Origin of the sequence: Bifidobacterium phasiani (assembly GCF_019331775.1) — a bacterium.
GTDB lineage: Bacteria > Actinomycetota > Actinomycetes > Actinomycetales > Bifidobacteriaceae > Bifidobacterium > Bifidobacterium phasiani.
Window position 1 is genome coordinate 1 of record NZ_JAHBBD010000016.1, and the last position, 21,833, is coordinate 21,833.

The following is a 21,833-nucleotide window of genomic DNA, read 5'->3' on the forward strand; positions in this document are numbered from 1 at the left end:
ACTGGAACACCAAACGGCGCCAGATACGACTGGAGGGACACACCCCGGAGGAATACCGGAGCATGTCCCTCACAGCCTAGACCCTGTATCCTAATAAACAACGTCCAACAAACGGGACGCAGTTCAGTGCGGACCGGGCGGCCCCTTGATGGAGGGAGAGGGGAGGGAACGACGTGCGCGCCGCGCGTCCGGCGTGTCAGCCGGCGGTCTGCTCGACGGCCCGCTTCAGCGCCGGGGCGACCGAGACGGCCGGGTCGAGCCGCGGGATGAACGTGCACTGCAGCGCGTGGTACAGGTCGGACTTGCCCGGCCAGACCGTGCCGATGACGTGGTTGTCCTTGTCGAGCTGGTGGAACCACGAGCCGTGCTCGTGGTCGATGAGATACTCGTCGATGTACCGCCAGAAGGTGGCGTACCAGTCGCGGTACGTCTGCTTGCCGGTGACGGTGGCGAGCACGGCCGAGGTGTTCACCGACTCGGCCAGCGTCCAGTGCATGCGGTCGGTGACCACCGGGCGGCCCTGCCAGTCGGTGGTGTACGCCAGGCCGATCGTGCCGTCGGCGTTCCACGCGTCGGCCAGGGCGCGGTCGAACAGGTGATCGGCGGCGTCGACGAGCCGGGCCTTCTGCTCGTCGGTGCGGTCGCAGCTCAGCGCGTACTGCGTGATCAGGCGGGCCCACTCGATGCCGTGGCCCGGGGTGGCGCCGTACGGCTTGAACTGGTCGTCGGGCCTGTCGCGGTTGCATTCCAGATCCGGCGTCCAGTCGGCGGTGAAGTGCTCCGGGATGCGCCACTGGTTGGCCGACGCCCAGTCGACCACGTGGTCGACGATGCGACCGGCCCGGCGGCGGTAGGTCTCGTCGCCGGTCACGTCGGCCACGGCGAGGAAGGCCTCGACCGTGTGCATGTTCGCGTTGATGCCGCGGTACGGGTCGAGCTCGGTGAACGCGGTGTCCCAGGTGTCGACGGCCAGGCCGGCCCGCTCGTCCCAGAAACGGCGGTCGTAGGTCTCCAGCGCCTCGGCGAGCAGCCCGTCGGCGCCGGGGCGGCCGATCAGCGTCGCGGAGGCAGAGGCCAGGATGACGAAGGCGTGCGTGTAGCAGATCTTGCCGGGCTCCGGGGTGCCGTCGGCGGCGACGGCGGGGTGCCAGCCGCCGTTGGCGTCGTCGTGCAGCGGGCCGCGCAGGCCGTCGAGCGCCCGGTCGACGAGCTCCCCGGCGCCCGGTTCGCCGACCAGCGCGCCGAGCGTGTACACGTGGGCCATGCGGCAGGTGATCCAGGTCTGGATGCCCTGCGACGGGTCGGGCTCGCCGTTGGCGTCGAGCCAGTACGATCCGCCGTCCGGGGCGGGGAAGCGGTGGCCGAAGCGCAGCAGTTCGCGGCTTTCGGCGTCGAGCAGCGCGCGGTTCTCGGGCGAGCCGAACACATAGGATTCGGGGGAGTATGCGGCGGGCATGACGGTCCTTCCTTGGGTGCGGTGGCGTGGACGGCCACCGTCGCGTCCATCGGCAGCGATGGTAACGTAGTTAATCTATTAACTTCATTAAGTATGATAGAGCTAAAGCGGTTAAGACACGCCGTCGGCACGGTCGCGCGGTGCGGCGGCGTATGGAGGGCGATGGCCGGCTGCGGGAACGGTGTCTGGCGGCGTATGCGGAAACGGCGCGGCGCCGGGGACGCTGCGGTCCCGGCGCCGCGCCGTTCCATGCGTCCGGTCAGCGCAGCCGGATCTCGACGACCGTGTCGATCGGATCGGGCAGGCACGGATCCGGACCCAGGTCGGCGAACAGGATCTCGCCGTAGTCGCTGTGCGTCCAGCTCGTCGACACCGGCACCTCGGCGCCGGTCGCCAGATATCGCATCGACGCCACCTGGTCCCTGCCCACCTCGGGGATCGGCAGGGAGCCGACCGGCCGGTCGTACAGGTGCAGGAACAGCCGGTCGCCGTTGCGCGTCCAGCGGCCGTACTCGGGCCTGGGCAGGCCGGCGCGGCCGCAGCCGACGATGCTGTCGCGGTTCAGGCGCATCCACCGGCCGATCGCCGCGAGTCGCTCCATCGACTCCGGCGGGATCGCGCCGCGGGCGTCGGGGCCGACGTTGAGCAGCATGTTGCCGCCCTTCGACACGCATTCGACCAGCGAGCGGATCAGCATCGAGGCGGGCTTGAACAGATGGTCGTCGGCCGCATAGCCCCAGTTGCGGTTCATCGTCACGCAGGACTCCCAGGCCAGCTCCGAGCCGTCCTCGCCGTGGATGCCGTCCGGCGGGATCATCTGCTCGGGGCTGACGAAGTCGCCGTGGAACGGGGCGGGGTGCGCGGTGGCGAGCGAGCCGTAGCCCTCGCCGCTGACCTCCAGGCGGTTGTCGATGACGACGCCCGGCTGCAGCGAGCGGACCATGTCGATCAGCTCGGTGGCGCGCCATGCCTCGCCGCGCATGTCGTCGTAGGAGAAGTCGAACCACAGGATGTCGAGCGTGCCGTAGTTCGTGCACAGCTCGCGCACCTGCTCGTGCATGTAGTCGAGATAGCGGTTGAAGTCGCGGCGCTCGTTGCCGCATTCCGGGTCGTTGCGCATCGGGTGGTTGCGGTCGCCGTAGTGCGGGTAGTCGGGATGGTGCCAGTCCAGCAGCGAGTAGTACAGGCCGACGCGCAGGCCCTCGGCGCGCGCCGCGTCGACGAACTCGCGCACCACGTCGCGGCCGAGCGGGGTGTTGGTCGACTTGAAGTCGGTGGTGGCCGTGTCGAACAGGCAGAAGCCGTCGTGGTGCTTGGCGGTGAGGACCACGTACCGCATGCCGGCCTCGCGCGCGGCTCGCGCCCAGGCGCGGGCGTCGAAGTCGGGGGCCGCGAACTCGTCGAAGAACGGCAGGTATTCCTCCTCGGGCATCTGCTCGACGCTGCGCACCCACTCGCCGCGGGCGGGGATGGCGTACAGGCCCCAGTGGATGAACATGCCGAAGCGGGCCCTGCGGTACCAGGCGATGCGGCGTTCGTAGGCGGCGCGGTCGAATTGGTAGGTCATCGTTGCTCCTCTTCCTCGGTTCTGCGGGTCGGCGTGCGCGCGGCACCCCGGCCAGCTTATTGCCATCGGCGAACAACCGGAACATACACGCCGAGTTGCGTGTTGCCCTGTATGAGGTTATTCTGAAAAGTCCGGCCTGGTGCCGGGTTGCTTGACAACTGAAAAGGGGCCGATCGGTTTCGACGGTGACCTGTTCGTCGCAGGGAAGCGTGCCGAGAATGCGGGGTCCGCTCGTGGATGTCCCCCGCGAAACAATAAGTGCTAAATCTAACCGCACTGAGTTCGCTCTCGCTGCCTGAGCTTCGCGCCAGATCTAAACCAGCGAGCAGCCGCTCCGTCCACTCTCCCGTGTCTCCGGGGAGAAGCTGGGCGTCGTTGAGGAGACTCGCCTCATACGCCGCACCGCAGGGCGCGTGAGGGACTTGTTCTGCGGATATGCCTGCCACCGGTTGTCCGCGACATAGGTGGAGGCAGAACACTAGCCATCTTGGCCAGCGGACTACGCACGTAGAAGACTGAGGGTACGGTCATCGGACCGGGGTTCGATTCCCCGCGGCTCCACTCACACAGCCCGTCCGGGGTGACCCGGGCGGGCTTTTTCGTTGGCGTTCCGACGGTTCTCGGCGATTACGGTATCGCGGCGACAATGCGAAGGGCATGTGGTTGCCGGCGTTCGCATGGGAAAGCGCGGGCGCGATGCGGGCAAGAATCATGGCGCTAGATGCGAACCCGTTCGTGTCCACCTGCCGAGGCTGCCGTCCCTGACGACGGCACATGACCCGCAGCGGGTTGCGACATGCCGGTTTGCGCGGCTGGGACAAAAAGAATAGGTTAGTGCCTCTGTATAGTTGAAACCACGACGGCGGAAGGAGGATGCCATGACCGCGACCACGAGCGGGCTGAGGCCCATGACGGCATACGCACCCCCGATCGACGGGAAGCCGAGGGATGCCGTCGACGCGAAGTGGATGCGTCTGCATCGGATGCTGGCCGATCGTCCCAACCGCATCACACGCAAGAAGACCGATGGTGCACATCTGCCAGATAAGCAGTCGCGAGATTGAGCGGTCGGACCAGTTCGCGTTGAGGCGCTTTACATGCTGCGAGCGTGGGGCGCCTTCGTATGCGCTGGACGTGCAGCGATATATCCGCGGGCTGAATCTGGGGAGCACGATTCCCGGCGTGCATCGCATGGTCTTGTATTGTCGGGGTGACTCCGACCTCTATGGGTTCTGCGAGTTCGGGTATGATGATTCCCTCGGCGCGGACAGCGGTTACGCCATCTCGTTCGTGGCCACCGGATCGCGGTATCAGGGGCACGGCCTTGGACATATGATCATCGACTGCGTGCTCCGTTGGATTTCCAATGACGCCGCCGTTAGCGGGCGCCGTCCGTATGTCGCCACGCAGATAGACGCGGACAACGATGCGAGCGTGAGATTGTTCTCCGACATGGGCTTCGAGGATGAGGGGGTCGACTCCTACGACCCCGGGTACCATGTGTGGTCGAGAACGTTCGAGCCCGTCGCCCGTGATGATCTGTGGCTGTTCCAGACCGTCATGTTCTAATCGGCTGTGTTTGGGCGTGATGGGTGAATGGCGTGCGCGTTGCGTGGCGCCGGACTGCCGTCGGACGGCCTCAGTCATCCGCGGATGATGCCGCCGTTCGTGGTCGCGGCTTGGCGTCGGTTTTGGTTGATAAACGCGGTATGGACTGTGTGTTGCCCGACACTGGGCCGCGCCCGGCGTCGGCGATGATGCATCGGAATCGTCGACGCCGCTTCGATGCCGACGCTGGTGGGCGGACGGATGCTATCGGGCGTGCGTGGTCCCGGTCCAGCGCCCCGCGGGACCGGGACCACGCACATGGGGAGCCGTGGGTGCGGTCAGTCGCCGTTGATGATATGGCAGTAGTCCGGGATGCCCTCCTGCGGGTACGCCGGCCAGGCGCCCTGCTGCGTGCAGACGAACGCGGAGGTGTTGACGGCGGCGCGGTGCGCCTGGGCCAGCGTCGAGCCGGTCAGGAGCTTGCCGGTGAACGTGCCGGAGAACGAGTCGCCGGCGCCCACGGTGTCGGCGACCTCGACGCGCGGCGTGCGGATCGTGGAGCTCTCGCCGGTCCTGGAGACGACCATGCTGAAGGCCGAGCCGCCGGTGAGGATGATGTAGTCGAGGTCGTAGCGCTCGATGAACCAGCGGCACGCCGCCGCGTCGTCGTCGCCCTCGACCCCGAGCATGTCGCGCATCATGACGAGCTCCTCGTCGTTGATCTTGAACACGGTGGCCAGGCCGAGCAGCTCCTCGATGAGCTCCTTGGAGTAGTGGTCGCCGCGCAGGTTGATGTCGAAGAACTTCATCGCGCCCGGCTTGGCGTGCCTGAGCAGCTCGATGATCGTGTCGTGCGACTCGGGGGAGCGCAGCGCGAGGGTGCCGAAGCAGATGGCGTCGGCCTTCTCGACGGTCGCGATGAGCTCGCGGGTGTACAGGATGTGGTCCCAGGCCACGTTTTTGACGATCGTGTACTCGGGGATGCCGTTCTTCAGCGCGACCTCGACGGTGCTGGTCGGCCAGGCGTTGCGCTGCACCATCGAATCGATGCCGGCGGCCTTGACGGCCTCGACCAGCTCGTCGCCGAGCTCGTCCTCGCCGACGGCGCTGACGGCCACGCCCTCGGCGCCGTTCATCGAGGCGTGGTAGATGAAGTTGACGGGGGCGCCGCCCGCGCGCTTGCCGGTGGGGAGCATGTCCCAGAGCAGCTCGCCGAGGGAGACAACGATGGGCTTGGACATTGGGGTTCCTTTCTGGATGGTGTGTTGGGTTGGTTGGTTGTGGATCCGTTGGCGTCGTCGCCGCGTCCGGGCGTGGGGCCCGGGCTACGGTTGGGAGACGTCGAAGAACATCGAGGGGTGGTCCAGGAACTGGGTGATGGCGACCGCCGCGGCGCCGCTGACGGCCGCGTCCGAGGGCAGCGTCGACAGCGTGATCGTGGTCTCGCGCAGGATGTCGGGGTTGACGTGCTCGCGCGTGATCTCGACGACGCGGTCCAGCAGCCGCTGCCCGGCGCCGGCGACGATGTCGCCGATGACGATGCGCTGCGGGTTGAACAGGTTGCAGATGCTCACGCAGCCGAAGCCGATGTAGCGCGCCGCCTCGTCGAGGATGGCCGTGGCCCGGGCGTCGCCGTCCTCGACGAGGCGGAACAGCGCGTTGCACGCCTCCCGGTGGGTCATCGCCGGGCTGCCGGGGCCGAGCAGGCCCGCCTGGTCGATGGCCTGGTGGATGGCGACGGCCGAGCAGTAGCGTTCGAGGCAGCCGACGTTGCCGCAGTCGCAGGGGCGTCCGTTGATGTCGACGCTGACGTGGCCGATCTCGGTGGCGGTGCCGAGGTGGCCGTTGATCAGCGCGCCGTGGTCGATGACGCCGAGGCCGATGCCCTCGCCGAGCAGGTAGTAGGCGAGGGTGTCGCAGGTGCCGTCGGTGGAGAACAGGCGCTGCGCGAGCGCGCCGGCGCGGGCGTCCTGCTCGACGAACACCGGGACGCGGAAGGCGTGGGCGAACTCCTTGGGGAAGTTGACGTTGCGCCAGCCCTGCATCGAGGAGACGATGGCGGCGTAGCCGATGTCGCGCAGGTACGGGCCGGGCACGGCCATGCCGATGGCCACGATGGCGGGGTCGCCGTCGAGCAGGTCGTCGATGGTCAGGTGGATGGCGGCGATGGTCTGGGGGATGGTGTCGTCGCTGACGGTGGGCAGCTCCTCGATCGACAGCAGCCTGCCGTCGAGGTCGAACACGCCGATCTGGACGAGGCTGCGGGCGAATTTGACGCCGATGACGTGGAACCTGCCGCCGTCGAGGCGCAGGCCGATGGACCGGCGGTTCAGCCGGCCCTCGATGTCTCCGGTCTCCTCGATGACGCCGGCGTCGATGAGCCGGGCGGTGATCTTGGTGATGGCGGCCGGGGTCAGGCCGAGGGCCTTGGCGATCTGGGCGCGCGAGCAGACGCCGTTGTGGTAGAGGTGTTCGAGGATGCGGGAGCGGTTGGATTCCGAAACCGAGGCCTGCGACGCCGCGTGGGCGGGACTGGTCATGCGACACCTCCTCGAGCCGTTGGTTCGCCCTTGAATATGAACGTGATTCATATATTAACGGAGTTAATTTCGGCTGTCAATGCGGTGTCCCAGGCGTGTCGAACCGGTTTGATACCGCGTCGCGACGCCGGCGGATCGCATCCGGCCGTCGTCGGTCCGCAGCGGCCGTGGACGGCCGGCGATCGGCGGGCGGGGTTCCTGTCCGCATCCGCCGGCCGGCTGCCGTCCGTCGTCGTTCCGCCGCCGAGCGGGGCGGCCGCGCCGCGACGCGCCGGCGGGGAAGCCGCGGTGCGCCGGATGCTAGCGTGAATACGTCGGAAGCCATCATGAACGACGAGCATCAAAGGAGATTGCCATGACGCTGGAGATCGCCGTGCAGGACGTCGAGGGCGCGGTCATCGCCCGGGACGAGGGGGCGGACCGCGTGGAGCTGTGCGTGGCGCTCGGCGCCACCGGGGGCATGACCCCCAGCTTCGCGATGATCCAGGCGTGCGCGCACGTCGGGGTCGCCCAGGGGGTGCAGGTGCTGGTGCGGCCTCGCGCCGGCTCGTTCGTCTACGACGAGACCGAGAAGCTCGTGCAGCTGGGCGACGTGCGCTCGGCCATCCTCGCCGGCGCGACGGGCGTCGTCGTCGGCGGCCTGGACGGGCACGACCGCCTCGACGTGCCGTTCGCGCGCGACCTGGTCGAGTGCGCCCGCGACGAGGGCCGGCGCTGCAACCGCCGCGTGCAGGTGACGTTCCACCGCGCCTTCGACATGGTCCCCGACCAGTTCGAGGCGCTCGACACGCTGATCGGCCTGGGCTACGACCGCGTGCTGACCTCGGGCGGCGCGCCGTCGGCGCCGGAGGGCCTCGACCGGCTGCGTCGCCTGGTCGAGCACGCGGCGGGGCGCATCGAGATCCAGGCCGGCGGCGGCATCGCCCCGTCCTCGATCGCGGCGGTGCGCGGGGCCGGCGTGACCGCGATCCACATGTCGGCCCGGTGCGTGGTCGATTCGGAGGGCGGTCCGGGCGGCGGCGGCAGCGCCGGCATCGAGCGGACCGACCGCGCCGTGGTGCGCGAGGCGGTCCTCGCGATGCGTTAGCCGCCCGTCGCACCGCGCCGCAGGGATCGCCGGCGCGGCGCGACGGCGATCCCTGCCATGATTCCCGCAACCGCGGCGATTCACGGCGATTCACGGTGATTCATGACGATTCACGGCGCTCCGCGCGACCCGAGCGGCGCGCCTCCCGCGGCGTGGCGCCGAGCTTCTCGGCGCCCTCCGGATCAGAGCCGTTCGAGATGATCGCGCACCACGGCGATCGACTCGCCGCGCAGCGTGATGTCGCCGCCGCACTGGCAGCGCCGGACCGTGGTGGGGGCGTGGAACGACGAGCCCGTCGCCCGGTCCATGTACTCCTGCGCCGCGTCGATGAAGTCGTCGTTGACGATGTCCGGCGGCCCGTACACGCACACGTCGGCCATGTCCAGCAGGCCGACCGGCATGGCCAGCGCCTGCGCCAGATAGGCGCCCGCGCGCCGCAGCACGGTGCAGCGGCCTGCGGCGTCGAGCCCTTCCATCCGCCGGCGCAGCGCGCTTTCGGAGATCAGCGTCTCCAGGCACCCGCGCTTGCCGCACGGGCATGCGGGCCCGTCGGGATCCAGCGCGATGTGGCCGATCTCGCCGCCGGCATGGCGCTCGCCGGTCACCGGCACGTCGTTGATGAGCACCCCGGCGCCGATGCCGCGCTGCACGCGCACGAACATCAGGTTCGGCCCGCCCTGCCCGTAGAAGCGTTCGGTCAGCATGTCGCAGGTCGCGTCGTTGTCCACGCTGACCGGGATGCCGAAGCGTCGCTCGAGCGGCGTCTTGATGTCGACGTCACGCCAGTCGAGCACGGTGGAGCGCTTGACGACGCCGTCGCTGACCACGCCGGGCGCGGCGACACCGATGCCGATGACCGTGTCGTCCTCGATCAGCCCCTCGATCAGCTCGCCGATGGTCTCGATCGTGACGTGGTTGGCGTAGTCCAGCGTGCGTTCGGCGCGCCGCACCTCCGCGCCGAGCAGGTTCGTGACCGCGCCCTGCACCAGATGCGCCTGCGACAGGTCGACGCTGACGATGCGCAGCCGTTCGGTGTCCACGGCCAGCAGCGTGCCGCGCTTGCCCTTGCCGGGGGTGTGCTCGAGCCCGCTTTCGCGGATCAGCCCCTCGGCGAGCATGTCGCCGACCACGTCGGAGACCGCCACGCGCGACAGCCCGGTGCGCCGCCCGAGCTCGGCCCGGGACATGCTCCCGGAGGGGAACAGCAGGCTGAAGATCAAGGCCCTGTTGCTTCGCCGCACGTCCGAAGGGCTGGCCTTGGTCGTGCCGGGGGCGTGCAGGGACGCTGACAAAGTCGACAGATTCATGGCATGCTCTTCCGGTGGCTGGACGGTCGGTCCGGCGGACGCCGGTGTCGGCCGGACCGACCGTACTGCGGTGTGTCTGTTCCTCCTATTGTAGGGCAGCGCCCATGGACGCCAGCCTGGTGGCGAGTTCCACCGCGCCGACGTTGTACCCGCTGCACGCGTACACGCCGGTCGCCGCCTGGTCGCCCTGCCCGCACGGCGCCAGCGCGGCGGTGAGCGGCAGCTTGCCCGGATCCACGAACAGGATGCGCGCCAGGCGCTCGAAGGTGGCGGGGTCGCAGCCCCAGACGCGCGGCCGGACGGGCAGACGGTCGAGCATGCGGCGCATCGTGGCGCTCGGCTCCACGTCGGCCGGGCAGAACGCCAGCACCGGATCGGCCTGCGGCTCGGGATGGCGCTCCAGCATGTCGCGCAGCTCGTCGAGCACGTGCATGCTCGGCTCGGAGCCGTGCGCGTCGAGCACGAACAGCACCGTCGGGCGCTCGCCGACGATCCCCCTGAGCGGCACGCTCGCGCCCGTCTCGTCGATCAGCGCGCGGTTCTCCACCGGCAGGCGCTCGAGCAGCTCGCTCTCCTCGGGCTCGCGCCAGCGCAGCTCCACTTCGACGGTGCGCGGCCCGTCGGCGTCGGCGGCCGCCGAACGCGTGTCGAAGGTCGTCGTCGCGGCGAGCTGGCCGCCGTTGGGCAGGCGCGTGGTGGTGACCACGCGGTACTCGCCGTCCTCGACGGCGACGTCCATCGTCTCGCCGTCCCAGTCGCGCTCCGACAGGTCCAGCGACACGTAGTCGGGGCCGTGCGGGGTGTCCGCGAGCATGCCGATCGTGTAGTCGACGTAGTAGCGCGGCGCCTCGGCGCGCCCCGGGGCGCTCAGGCGCAGCATCGGCCCGTCCGCCGGCGCCGTGCGGCCCGCGCCGGCAGCCTCGACCCCGCGGCGCGCGACGGTGCGGAAGGCCGCGCCGCGCAGGTACTGCGGCTCGCCGGTCTCGGGGTTGAGCCGGGCCGGGATGCCCAGGGCGCGGCAGATGGAGACGAACGCGGACTCGACGTTGGCCCGCGAGGCGTGGCGGGCGCGCAGCAGCGCCGCGTCGCCGATGTGCAGGGAGTCCTTGTCGGCGTCGTCGATGCAGCGCGCCAGGCGCTCCCACAGCGCGTCCGGATCGGCGCGGAACATGTCGCGGTCGGCGTCGCCGATCATCGACTGCACCCGCATGCGGTCGCCGTTCAGCTCCTCGTAGCGCACGCGCGGGTTGAGCACGTAGCGGCGGTACAGGTCGTCGCGCTCCGGCTCGTCGACCGCGGCGAGCGCGACGCCGTGGACGTGGTCGCGCACGGCGCGGGCGCCCTCCAGCGCGTCGGTCAGCGTGGCCTCGGACGTGTCCGCGAGGTCCTTCGGCGCCAGCGCCTCCAGCAGCGCGACGCCGTCCCCGCCCGCGCCCCGAGCGAACCGCGCGATGGCCGGCCAGTTGCCGCCGGCCTGGGCGAGCAGCGCGTCGAGGCGCGGCTCGCCGGTGCGCGCCTGCTCGGCGAGGTGGGCCAGGCGCTGCGTGCGCGTCCGTTCGGCCTGCTCGGCGCGGCGCGCGCCCGTGGCCTGCTCCTGTTCGCTCAGCGCGGCGTTGCGCGCGTGGCCGCCCTCCGGGGCGGTCAGGGTGAGGGGGCGCCATCCGTCCGCGCCCGCCGGCCGCGCCGCGTCGCCGCCCGCCGGCGCCAGCGTGACCGAGGCGGCGTCGCCGGCCGCGGTGTCGACCACCGTCTCGGCCGCCATGCCGTCCAGCGTGGCGCGCACCAGCAGGCTGCCGCGGCCGACCTCCAGCGTCGCCCGGCCGTCGTCGTCGGCGATCAGCACGGCGACGGGGTAGAACTCGGCCATGTTCAGCAGCTCGAACGCGACGGTCGCGTGCCGGGCCGGGGAGCCGTCGGGGTTGGCGACCGCGACCGTGAACCGGGTGACGGGCGCGTAGGCGGCGGTCAGGTTCTCCAGCAGCATGCCGTGCTCCTCGCCGGCGGCCGCGGACACGTTCACCGAGCCGGTGGAGTAGTCGCAGAACACGCGGGCGTGGATGAGCATCGCGCGGGCCGCCGCGTGGTCGAACCAGCCGCGGTCCAGGCGCTCCTCCGGCTCGCAGGCGCCCATGAACCGCCAGGTGCCGTCGATCAGCGCCTCGACCCAGGCGTGGTTGTCGTCGCAGTGAGCCCAGCGCGGGGTGTACACCTGGCGCGCCGGGATGCCGATGGCGCGCAGGGCGCTGACCAGCAGCGTGGACTCCTCGCCGCAGCGGCCCACGCCGCGGTTCAGCGAGCCGAGCGGCGCCATCGTGCGCCCGTCGGTGGGCGTGTAGGTCATGTGCTCGGCGCACCAGTAGTTCGTCTCGACGGCGGCGCGCTCCATCGCCAGCCCGTCGACGCGGCCGGCGAGGTCGCCGGCGATGCGCGAGCGGCAGGCCTCGAGCCGCTCGTTGTTGATGCGCGGCCAGAACACGTAGTGGACGAACACGTCCTCGGGCAGCGAGGCGGTCCACGCGCGGTCGCGCCGCAGCCCCAGCGCGTGGTCGACGTAGTCGAGCAGCACGGCCGGGTCGCGGTCGAGCAGGTCGGTCAGCGGCAGCGTGCCGGCGAGCAGGCGCATCAGCGCGAGCCGGTCGCCGTCGAGTCCGTCGGGGAGGGCGTAGCCGGCGTCCTCCAGCGCGCCGCGGCGCCGGTCGAACTGCCGGGCGGCGTAGTCGTCGAGGTCGGCGGAGAGCAGACGGTCGTGTGCGGTCATGGGGGTGTTCCTTGGGGTCGTGGCCGGATGGATTACGGCAGTACTCTACGACGGCGGATGTACCGGCGGACCGTGTTGCGGGTGTGTGCGCCGCCGGCGGATGGTAAGGTGCCAAGTACCGTCTTTTCGGCGCCGGGCGATGGTGTCCGGCCGCCGTGGCGGCGGGATGGAAGGAAACCTCACAACAGGCAAGGCAAAGAGAGGACTGCCATGGACAACAGGCAATATGTCGGCATCGACATCGGCGGCACCAAGATCGAGGCGGTGCTGGTGGACGGCGAGGGCAACGTGCTGAACACGGGCCGCATCCCCGCGCGTCCCGGCGCGCAGAACGTGCTCGAGGACGTCATCGCCATCGCGCGTCGGATGGGCGGCGAGCCGGCCGCGGTCGGCGTCGGTCTGCCCGGCCAGGTCGACAGCGTCAACGGCGTGGTGCGCGACATCGTCAACCTCGACATCGTCGAGCTCGAACTGGGCAGGGAGGCCGGCGAGGCGCTCGGCGTGCCCGTGCAGGTCGAGAACGACGTCAACGCCGCCGCGCTGGGCGCCGTGGCGCTCATCGACGACGAGATCGGCGCCGACGACACCGTGGTGTTCCTGAACTTCGGCACCGGCCTGGCCGCCGGCGTGGTGCGCGACGGCAGGGTCGAGCGCGGCCACAGCGGCGCCTACGGCGAGGTCGGCCACATCCCGGTCGACCCGAACAAGTACCTGTGCAACTGCGGCCAGCGCGGCTGCCTGGAGACCGTCACCTCCGGCGGCTCGGTGGCCAAGCTGTGGCCCGAGGGCGATCCGCCGCTGCCCGATCTGATCGCCAAGGCCAAGGCCGGCGACGAGCACGCCCTGGAGGTGTTCGGCATCGTGCAGCACGGCCTGGCCGACACCGTGCAGGTGGTCGCGCAGGCGTACGACCCGCGTCTGATCGTGCTCGGCGGCGGCATGGCCAAGACCGGCCGGCCGCTGGTCGACATGATCGTCGAGGAGCTGGAGCGCCGCGAGGCCACCAGCCACTTCCTCAAGTCCCTGCACCTGCCCGACCGCCTGCGCCTGGCCCCGGTCGAGCAGCCGATCGGCGCGATCGGCGCGGCGCTCGCCGCCCCGCGCGTCTGACGGGCCCGGACGATCACGGGGGCCGCGTGTCCTTTCCGGACACGCGGCCCCCGTCGTATGCCGGCCCGGGCTGCGACACGCCGATGGGGTCCGCGGACTTCGGCCCATGGTCTGCGGGCATCGGCCGAATTTCAAGGTTCTGCGCGGACCATCGGCCGAAGCCTGCGGCGGCGGTCGGCGTGCCGCGCCGCGGCGCCACGACGGGTGGGTATGCCGGGGAGTATCTTCTTTTATGACAAGGAAGTTAACGATTTAACGACAGGTTGAATCGCGAAAAGTCAGGAAGGGCTTGAAACATGCCGGAAATCATCATTGTTAAGAACGAGGACGAAGCGGGTGCGATCTACGCCCGTTGCGTGGCCGACCTGATCAAGGCCAAGCCGGACGCGGTGCTGGGCCTGGCGACCGGCTCCAGCCCGCTGGCCGCCTACCGCGCGCTGGCGGCGACGGTGCGTCGGGAGGGGATCGACATGAGCCGCGTGCAGGGCTTCGCGCTCGACGAGTACATCGGCCTGCCGCTGGAGCACCCCGAGTCCTACCACTCGACGATCCGGCGCACCGTGGTCGAGCCGCTGGGCCTGGATCCGGCCAAGGTGCACGTCCCCGGCGACGTGCTCGACGGCGCCCCGCTGGAGGACGGCGGCCTGATCGCCGGGGCCGGCGCGGCCTACGACGCCGCCATCGAGGCCGCCGGCGGCATCGACGTGCAGATCCTGGGCATCGGCAGCGACGGCCACGTGGGGTTCAACGAGCCGGGCTCCTCGCTGGCCTCGGGCACGCGCATCAAGACGCTGGCCGAGCGCACGCGCATCGACAACGCCCGGTTCTTCGACGACGACATCGACCAGGTGCCCACGCACTGCATCACGCAGGGCATCGGCACGATCCTCAAGGCCCGCCACCTGGTGCTGCTGGCCTTCGGCGAGGGCAAGGCCGAGGCCATCGCCGAGACCTGCGAGGGCGGCGTGTCCTCGTTCTGCCCGGCGTCGGCGCTGCAGATGCACCCGCACGCCACGATCATCGTGGACGACGCGGCCGCCTCGCGCCTGCGCCACAAGGACTACTACAAGTACGCGTACGAGCACAAGCCGGCCTGGCAGGGCATCTGAGCGCGTGCGCGGCGGCGACGTGACCAGTCCGATTCGCAAAGGAGGAGCAATGGACCAGAACCGATGGGAGACGGTGAAGCAGGTGACCGCCGCCATCACGGGGGAGCCGGAGCGCATCGCGATCCGCGGCGCCCGGAAGGTCGACGCCCGGGGCGTGCAGGAGCACTTCTGGGTGACCGCGGCCGACGGGGTCATCACGGCGACCGGCACCGACGAGGAGGCCTTCGAGCACGCCTGCCGGTCGATCGCCGTCGACCCGGCGGACGGGACGGCCATCGTGGACGCCGGCGGCCGGGTGCTCACCCCGGGCTACGTGGACATCCACGCGCACGGATCGTGGGAGCGCTCGTTCGACGACGGCCCCGAGGGCATCGACGTCGCGCGCGCCGGGCACGCCGTGCACGGCACCACGCGCCAGGTGCTCTCGCTGATCACCAATCCGATCGACGTGATGTGCGAGAACCTGCGCAACGTCCGCGCGGCGATGGAGCGCCGCCCCGACGTGCTCGGCTCGCATCTGGAGGGGCCGTTCCTCGCGCTCGCGCGCAAGGGCGCCCACGACCCCGAATGCCTGCGCGACCCGGTGCCCGAGCTGGTCGAGCGGCTGCTGGACGCGGCCGGCGGCACGCTGCGCCAGATCACCATCGCGCCCGAGCTGCCGCACGGCATCGGCGCGATCCGGCGGTTCGCCGAGGCCGGCGTCGTGCCGGCGGTCGGCCACTGCGACGCCGACTACGCCACGGCCAGGCGCGGCTTCGACGCCGGCGCCGGCATCATGACGCACATGTTCAACGCGATGAACGGCCTGCACCACCGCGAGCCGGGCCCGATCCCCGCGGCGGTCGAGGATCCGCGCGTCACCATCGAGATCATCAACGACGGCTTCCACGTCCAGGACCCGATGGTGCGGCTCGGCATGCGCTTCGCCCCGCACCGCACGGCGTTCGTCACCGACGCGATGGCCGCCACGGACTGCCCGGACGGCGCCTACAAGCTCGGCGCCCTGGACGTCAACGTGGTCGACGGGCATGCGCGGCTCGTGTCGAACGGCGCGATCGCCGGCTCGACGCTGCTGCTGGAGGTCGCCGTGCGCAGGGCGGTCACCGAGCTGGGCGTCTCGCCGGTGGACGCGGTCGAGGCGGCCACGCTCACGCCGGCGCGCACCTTCGGCTTCGACCGGCCCAACGCCGTGACCGGCGCACCGCTGGGCCTGGTCTCGCCCGGCTACGCCGCCGACCTGCTGCTGACCGACCCGGCCGACTGGCTGGTGGAGCGCGTGTGGTGCGCCGGACGCGCCCTGAAATGACGCCAGCCTTCTGAGAATCCCCGCAAAGTCCGCATGGTGAGACGATTGTCGATATTGGTCTCACCATGCGGACTTTTGCCGTCATAAATCCTCCATCGTCGAGCATCGTTGGAATCTCAAGGGAACCCAAGCCCGTTCGCCGGACCCGGTCGGATCCGAGACGCCGTCGGCGCCTCCCGCCGGTCATATGACGGGGCGGTTTCCCGAGGTCCCCGGCGACGTGTGCGAGGGAGTCAAAAGCGCCCGAGCGCAGCCGGACCCCGTTGGGGCCGGACGCCGTCCCCGCGGACCGCAGTACGACAGAGAGAGGATTCATCAAGTGAACCGCAAGAAAGTTATCGCCGCCATCGCCTCCGTGGCGGCCGTGGCCTCGCTGGCCGCATGCGGCGTGCGCGACGACGCCGCCACCGACGCCACGACGAACGACTCTTCCACCATCACCATCGGCACCACCGACAAGATCACCAGCCTCGACCCGGCCGGCTCCTACGACAACGGCTCGTACGCCGTGCAGATCCAGGTGTTCCCGTTCCTGTACGCGCAGGACTACAACACCTCCGAGCTCAGCCCGGACATCGCCGCCGACGACGGCACCTGGAGCGAGGACGGCACCCAGTTCACCGTCAAGCTCAAGGAGGGCCTGACCTTCGCCAACGGCAACCCGCTGACGGCCTCCGACGTCAAGTTCTCCTTCGACCGCATCACGGCCATCAACGATCCCAACGGCCCGGTCTCCCTGCTGGCCAACATCACCTCCGTCGACGCCCCGGACGACACCACCGTGGTGTTCAACGCCGCCGTGCCGTTCGACGTGACCCTCAAGCAGGTGCTCTCCAGCCCCGCCGGCCCGATCGTCGACGAGGACGTGTTCAGCGCGGACGCGCTGACCGACGCCGACGCGATCGTCGAGGGGAACGCCTTCGCCGGCCCGTACACGCTGACCTCGTTCACGCTCAACGAGACCGCCTCCTACGCCAGGAACGACAGCTACGAAGGCCTGACCCCGGCGCAGAACGACGCCGTGCAGGTGCAGTACTTCGCCGACACCTCGAACCTGAAGATGGCCATCGAGCAGGGCCAGGTCGACATCGCGTTCCGCTCGCTGACCCCGACCGACATCGAGGACCTGTCCTCCAACGACGACATCAACATCGTCGAGGGCCCGGGCGGCGAGGAGCGCTTCCTGGCGTTCAACTTCAAGATCCAGCCCTACGGCGAGTCCCAGCCCGACGCCGACGCCGACAAGGCCAAGGCCGTCCGCCAGGCCGTCGCCGCGCTGATCGACCGCGAGGACCTCTCCGAGCGCGTGTACAAGGGCACCTACACCCCGATGTACTCCTACATCCCCGACGGCCTCGAGGGCCACGACGACACGCTGAAGGCCGCCTACGGCGACGGCGAGGGCGGTCCCGACGCCGACCAGGCCGCGCAGATCCTGGCCGACGCGGGCGTCGAGACCCCGGTGGCCCTGAACCTGCAGTACAACGGCGACCACTACGGCTCCAGCTCCGCCGACGAGTACGCGGCCATCAAGTCGCAGCTCGAGGACAGCGGCCTGTTCACCGTCGACCTGCAGCAGACCGAGTGGACCCAGTACAGCGAGCAGCGCCTGGTGACCGACGACTCCGACGGCTCCTACCCGGCCTACCAGCTCGGCTGGTTCCCGGACTACTCCGATCCGGACAACTACCTGTCCCCGTTCTTCCGCGACGGCAACTTCGTCATGAACGGCTACACGAACGAGCAGGTCAACACCCTGATCACCGACCAGGCCGGCGAGCAGGACCACGACGCCCGCATCCAGATGCTCGAGCAGATCCAGGACCTCGTGACCGAGGACGTGCCGACCATCCCGCTGCTGCAGGGCGCCCAGACCGCGGCGACCCGCACGAACATCGACGGCGTCGTGCTCGATGCCTCGTTCCGATTCCGCTACGCCTCGGTGACCAAGTCCTGAAGCCATAGCCATCCGTAGGATGCTGGGGGTCCTCCTCTCTCGTCGGGATCCCCAGCATCCTCGTACCTATCACCGTATGACCACATGTCCGCAAGGAGCAGTCGCGTGACGCATCAACACACCCAGGCGGAAGCGGTCGAATCACCCAAGAAGCCGGCCAAGGGCAAGGCCGGGGCCGCCAAGAAGAACAGGCTGTCGGGCGGCTTCTTCCGATTCGTCATCACCCGTTTCCTGCTGATCATCCCCACCGTCTTCATCCTGGTGACCGTCGTCTTCTTCGTGATGCGCGCCACCGGCGATCCGATCACCGCCGCCCAGGGCGGCCGCCTCAGCCCCGACGAGCTGCAGCGGCGCATCCACGAGGCCGGCTACGACCGCCCGCTGCTCGTGCAGTACGTCGAATACCTCGGCAACCTGCTGCACGGCGACCTCGGCACCACGGTCACCGACAACCAGCCGGTGATCTCCATCCTGACCCGCTACGGCGCCGCGACCTTCGAGCTGGCGATCCTGGCGCTCATCGTCGCGCTGGTCGTCGGCATCGTGCTCGGGCGCATCGCGGCCAAGCACCGCGACCGGCTCGCCGACGCCGGCATCCGCACCTTCGCGATCCTGTGCTACGCGACCCCGGTGTTCTTCCTCGGCCTCATGCTCAAGCTCGTCTTCTCGGTGTGGCTCGGCTGGCTGCCGTCCTCCGGGCGCGCGTCGCTGGCCAGCCAGGCGCAGTTCGACCGCCTGATCCGGCCCACCGGCTTCTACATCATCGACGCGCTGCAGCTGGGCGACCCGGCCGTGCTGCTCGACGTGCTGCGCCACGCGGTGCTGCCCGCCCTGGCGCTGGGCCTGCTGACCGCCGGCGTGTTCATCCGCCTGGTGCGCACCAACGTGATCTCCACCTACAACTCCGGCTACGTCGAGGCCGCCCGCTCGCGCGGCGTGAGCGAGAAGCGCCTGCTGTCCAAGCACGCGTGGAAGCCCGCGCTGATCCCGATCATCACCGTGATGGGCATGCAGATCGCCGTCATGCTCGCCGGCGCCGTGCTCACCGAGACCACCTTCGAATGGAAGGGCCTGGGCTTCATGCTCTCGAACTACCTCAAGGCGCGCGACTTCGTCGCCGTCCAGGGCATCGTCATCCTGATCGCGATCATCGTGTCGGTGGCCAACTTCATCGTCGACGTGGTCAGCGCCCTTATCGACCCGAGAGTGAGGTACTGAACATGTCCGACGCAACCAAGGTCACCGTCCCCGGCGACAACCGGCTCGCCGGCCTGAACGTCGGCCGCAGGACCTCGTTCTTCGGCAGGCTGCCGATCGTGCGCGACCTGAGGATCGCGGTCGGCTGGCAGAAGGCCATGCTCGTCGTGGGCCTGGTCATCACGGCGTTCTTCCTGCTCGTGGCGATCTTCGCGCCCGTCATCGCGCCGTACGGCTACTCGCAGATCCGCGGCGACGACGGCACCGCGTTCCCGACGCAGGCTCCGCCCAGCGCCGAGCACATCTGGGGCACCACCGTCGGCGGCTTCGACGTGTTCAGCCGCGTGGTGTGGGGCGCCCGCACCGCGGTCATCGCGATCATCGTGGCCGTGATCCTCTCGATCTTCATCGGCGTGTTCCTCGGCCTGGTCTCCGGCTACTTCGGCGGCTGGATCGACCGCGTGCTCGTCGTGATCGCCGACGCCATCTACTCGTTCCCCTCGCTGCTGCTCGCCATCCTCATGGCCATCATGATCTCGGGCGGCCAGTCCAGCCTGTGGGGCGGCATCCTGGCCTCCGGCATCTCGATCACCGTGGTCTACATCCCGCAGTACTTCCGCACGATCCGCGCCGAGGTCATGCGCATCAAGGGCTCCGCCTACGTGGAGTCCGCCAAGGTGGTCGGCGCCTCGACGTGGCGCATCATGACCAGCCACCTGCTGCGCAACTCGACCCGCACGCTGCCGGTGATCCTGACCCTCAACTCCTCCGAGGCGATCCTGACGCTCGCCGGCCTGGGCTTCCTGGGCTTCGGCATCGAGCCGACCGCCGCCGCCGAATGGGGCTACGACCTGAACCGCGCGGTCGCCGACGTGACCGCCGGCATCTGGTGGACCGCCGTGTTCCCGGGCCTGGCGATCGTGCTGATCGTGCTGGGCATCACGCTGGTGGGCGAGTCGCTCAACGACCTCGCCGACCCGCGCCTGCGCGCCCGCAAGTCCGCGGGCGAGGTCATCGGCTCGATCGAGGACACCTCCGTCGAGCCGAAGGTCGAGCCGAGCGCCGACAACGAGCTGGCCAACGAGCTGATGGCCGCCGAGCATCACGACACGACCGGAAAGGAGCCCGGCAATGAGTGAGCAGACCGCGACGGCGACGACCGCCCCCGGCGGCAACCTCGCCGAGATCAGGGACCTCAGCGTCTCGTTCATGACCGACGCCGGATCGATCAAGGCCGTGGACGGGGTGAACTTCACGATCCCGCGGGGCACCGTGGTCGGCGTGGTGGGCGAGTCGGGCTCCGGCAAGTCCGTGACCGCGCGCTCGATCATCAAGCTGCTGCCCGAGACCGCCACGACCTCCGGCGCCGTGATGCTCTCCCGGCGCGACGGCTCCGGCGAGCTCGACGTGCTGTCGCTGTCAGGCGAGGACCTGCGGCGCATGCGCGGCAGCGAGGCGGCGATGGTGTTCCAGGAGCCGAACTCGGTGCTCAACCCGGTCTACACGATCGGCTGGCAGATCGAGGAGGGCCTGCGCGCCCACGGCATGAAGGACAAGAAGGAGCTGCGCGCCAAGGCCGTCGACATCCTCAAGAAGGTCGGCATCCCGGACGCCGAGACGCGCGTGGACTACTATCCGCACCAGTTCTCCGGCGGCCAGAAGCAGCGCATCGTCATCGCGATGGCGCTGGTGCTCAACCCCGGCCTGATCCTGGCCGACGAGCCGACCACCGCCCTCGACGTGACCGTGCAGGCCGAGATCCTCGACCTGCTGCGCCTGGCCAAGGACGAGTTCGGAGCCAGCGTGCTGATCATCACGCACAACATGGGCGTGGTCGCCGACCTGGCCGACCAGGTGGTGGTCATGTACCGCGGCCATGTGGTCGAGCAGGGCGACGTCGAGCAGGTGTTCTACCACCCGCGGCACGACTACACCAAGCGGCTGCTGGCCGCCGTGCCGCGCATCGGCCAGAAGCTGGTCGTGCGCGACCTGGACGGCCATGTCATCGAGCGCGAGGACGACTGGCGCGACCAGCCGCTCGCCGTCGAGGCCAAGGGTCTGACGATCACGTACCCGGGCCGCCTGATGCAGCCCGACTTCGTGGCCGTCGACGGCATCGACTTCGAGATCCACCGCTCCGAGGTGCTCGGCCTGGTGGGCGAGTCCGGTTCGGGCAAGTCGACCACCGGCCGCGCGATCGCCGGCCTGCAGAAGGTCTCCGGCGGCTCGCTCAAGGTGCTCGGCGTGGAGATGAACGGCGTGCGGGAGCGCGACTTCAAGCCCAAGCGCGCCGACATCGGCTTCGTGTTCCAGGACCCGGGCAGCTCGTTCAACCCGCTGATGACCATCGCGCAGAACGTGGCCGAGCCGCTGATCGTGCACAAGAGGTATCCGGACGCGGCCGCGGCCCGCGACTACGTGGGCGACCTGCTCGAGCTGGTCCAGCTGCCGCGCGTGTACATGAACCGGTTCCCGCACGAGCTGTCGGGCGGCCAGCGCCAGCGCGCCTCGCTGGCCCGCGCCTTGGCGCTCAAGCCGTCGCTGCTGATCGCCGACGAGCCGACCTCCGCGCTCGACGTGTCCGTGCAGGCCAAGGTGCTCGAGCTGTTCAAGCGCCTGCAGGCCGAGATCGGCTTCGCCTGCCTGTTCATCACGCACGACCTGGCCGTCGTCGACATGCTCGCCGACCGCGTCATGGTGATGCACAAGGGCCGGATCGTCGAGCACGGCGACGCCGACGACATCATGCGCCGCCCGCAGCATCCGTACACCCGCAAGCTGATGGCCTCGCTGCCGGTGCCGGACCCGCGCGAGCAGCGGGCGCACCGCGCCGAGCTGCACGCCCTGCTGGCGCAGGAGTGAGCCGGCCGGACGGAACGAACGAATAAACG

Annotated in this window: 17 protein-coding genes and 1 other RNA gene; 12 read left to right on the forward strand and 6 right to left on the reverse strand. The window is 69.7% G+C overall.

Annotation, left to right across the window (positions count from 1 at the left end):
* A partial coding sequence (locus tag KIH73_RS11100) for an IS3 family transposase (RefSeq protein ID WP_338023972.1) occupies positions 1 to 80 on the forward strand: 80 nt, incomplete at its 5' end.
* Between the two features lie 116 nt (positions 81 to 196).
* Here the strand turns inward: KIH73_RS11100 and KIH73_RS07295 are convergent.
* Both KIH73_RS07295 and KIH73_RS07300 read right to left on the reverse strand, forming a co-directional pair.
* Positions 197 to 1,456 (reverse strand): AGE family epimerase/isomerase, encoded by a 1,260-nt coding sequence (locus tag KIH73_RS07295; RefSeq protein WP_219082050.1) that lies wholly within the window; start codon positions 1,454 to 1,456, stop codon positions 197 to 199.
* 259 nt (positions 1,457 to 1,715) lie between these two features.
* On the reverse strand, positions 1,716 to 3,023 hold the full coding sequence (locus KIH73_RS07300) for an alpha-L-fucosidase (RefSeq protein WP_219082052.1): 1,308 nt from the start codon (positions 3,021 to 3,023) through the stop codon (positions 1,716 to 1,718).
* A 165-nt stretch (positions 3,024 to 3,188) separates the two neighbouring features.
* Here KIH73_RS07300 and ssrA point away from each other — a divergent pair.
* The 3 genes from ssrA (at position 3,189) to KIH73_RS11060 (ending at position 4,592) form a co-directional block, all read left to right on the forward strand.
* Positions 3,189 to 3,587, forward strand: a transfer-messenger RNA (tmRNA) gene (gene ssrA, locus KIH73_RS07305).
* Between the two features lie 314 nt (positions 3,588 to 3,901).
* The gene (locus KIH73_RS07310; RefSeq protein ID WP_219082055.1) at positions 3,902 to 4,087 is read left to right on the forward strand and encodes a hypothetical protein; all 186 of its coding nucleotides are present in this window, start codon (positions 3,902 to 3,904) and stop codon (positions 4,085 to 4,087) included.
* A gap of 127 nt (positions 4,088 to 4,214) precedes the next feature.
* Positions 4,215 to 4,592: a GNAT family N-acetyltransferase gene (locus tag KIH73_RS11060; RefSeq protein ID WP_274608174.1), complete on the forward strand. Its 378-nt coding sequence runs from the start codon at positions 4,215 to 4,217 to the stop codon at positions 4,590 to 4,592.
* A 317-nt stretch (positions 4,593 to 4,909) separates the two neighbouring features.
* Here the strand turns inward: KIH73_RS11060 and KIH73_RS07320 are convergent, their stop codons facing one another.
* Together KIH73_RS07320 and KIH73_RS07325 are read right to left on the reverse strand one after the other, a co-directional pair.
* Positions 4,910 to 5,812: a carbohydrate kinase family protein gene (locus KIH73_RS07320; RefSeq protein ID WP_219082059.1), complete on the reverse strand. Its 903-nt coding sequence runs from the start codon at positions 5,810 to 5,812 to the stop codon at positions 4,910 to 4,912.
* 84 nt (positions 5,813 to 5,896) lie between these two features.
* Positions 5,897 to 7,111 carry an ROK family transcriptional regulator gene (locus tag KIH73_RS07325; RefSeq protein ID WP_219082061.1) on the reverse strand — a complete coding sequence of 405 codons (1,215 nt, stop codon included), beginning with the start codon at positions 7,109 to 7,111 and terminating at the stop codon, positions 5,897 to 5,899.
* Between the two features lie 355 nt (positions 7,112 to 7,466).
* Between KIH73_RS07325 and KIH73_RS07330 the strand changes: the two genes are divergently transcribed.
* A complete protein-coding gene (locus tag KIH73_RS07330) occupies positions 7,467 to 8,198 on the forward strand; it encodes a copper homeostasis protein CutC (protein WP_219082063.1) in 732 nt (243 codons plus the stop codon).
* 182 nt (positions 8,199 to 8,380) lie between these two features.
* On the opposite strand, the gene KIH73_RS07335 is transcribed toward KIH73_RS07330, so the two are convergent.
* Together KIH73_RS07335 and KIH73_RS07340 are read right to left on the reverse strand one after the other, a co-directional pair.
* On the reverse strand, positions 8,381 to 9,505 hold the full coding sequence (locus tag KIH73_RS07335; RefSeq protein WP_219082065.1) for an ROK family transcriptional regulator: 1,125 nt from the start codon (positions 9,503 to 9,505) through the stop codon (positions 8,381 to 8,383).
* Between the two features lie 85 nt (positions 9,506 to 9,590).
* The gene (locus KIH73_RS07340; protein ID WP_219082067.1) at positions 9,591 to 12,263 is read right to left on the reverse strand and encodes a transglutaminase-like domain-containing protein; all 2,673 of its coding nucleotides are present in this window, start codon (positions 12,261 to 12,263) and stop codon (positions 9,591 to 9,593) included.
* Positions 12,264 to 12,473: 210 nt separating this feature from the next.
* On the opposite strand from KIH73_RS07340, the gene KIH73_RS07345 reads away from it, so the two are divergent.
* From KIH73_RS07345 to KIH73_RS07375, 7 genes are all read left to right on the forward strand, one after another.
* Positions 12,474 to 13,373: an ROK family protein gene (locus tag KIH73_RS07345; protein WP_219082069.1), complete on the forward strand. Its 900-nt coding sequence runs from the start codon at positions 12,474 to 12,476 to the stop codon at positions 13,371 to 13,373.
* Positions 13,374 to 13,669: 296 nt separating this feature from the next.
* Positions 13,670 to 14,482: a glucosamine-6-phosphate deaminase gene (gene nagB, locus KIH73_RS07350; RefSeq protein ID WP_219082072.1), complete on the forward strand. Its 813-nt coding sequence runs from the start codon at positions 13,670 to 13,672 to the stop codon at positions 14,480 to 14,482.
* A 49-nt stretch (positions 14,483 to 14,531) separates the two neighbouring features.
* Positions 14,532 to 15,788 (forward strand): N-acetylglucosamine-6-phosphate deacetylase, encoded by a 1,257-nt coding sequence (nagA, locus tag KIH73_RS07355; protein ID WP_219082075.1) that lies wholly within the window; start codon positions 14,532 to 14,534, stop codon positions 15,786 to 15,788.
* Between the two features lie 319 nt (positions 15,789 to 16,107).
* Entirely contained in the window at positions 16,108 to 17,745 is a 1,638-nt protein-coding gene (locus KIH73_RS07360; RefSeq protein WP_219082077.1) for an ABC transporter substrate-binding protein, read from the forward strand.
* Positions 17,746 to 17,937: 192 nt separating this feature from the next.
* Positions 17,938 to 18,963 carry an ABC transporter permease gene (locus tag KIH73_RS07365; protein WP_236022655.1) on the forward strand — a complete coding sequence of 342 codons (1,026 nt, stop codon included), beginning with the start codon at positions 17,938 to 17,940 and terminating at the stop codon, positions 18,961 to 18,963.
* 2 nt (positions 18,964 to 18,965) lie between these two features.
* Positions 18,966 to 20,081, forward strand: coding sequence for an ABC transporter permease (locus KIH73_RS07370; protein WP_219082081.1), 1,116 nt, complete (start codon positions 18,966 to 18,968; stop codon positions 20,079 to 20,081).
* Positions 20,074 to 21,804, forward strand: a complete 1,731-nt coding sequence (locus tag KIH73_RS07375) for a dipeptide ABC transporter ATP-binding protein (RefSeq protein WP_219082083.1) — start codon at positions 20,074 to 20,076, stop codon at positions 21,802 to 21,804. The genes KIH73_RS07370 and KIH73_RS07375 overlap by 8 nt, the downstream gene beginning before the upstream one ends.
* Positions 21,805 to 21,833 lie beyond the last annotated feature (29 nt).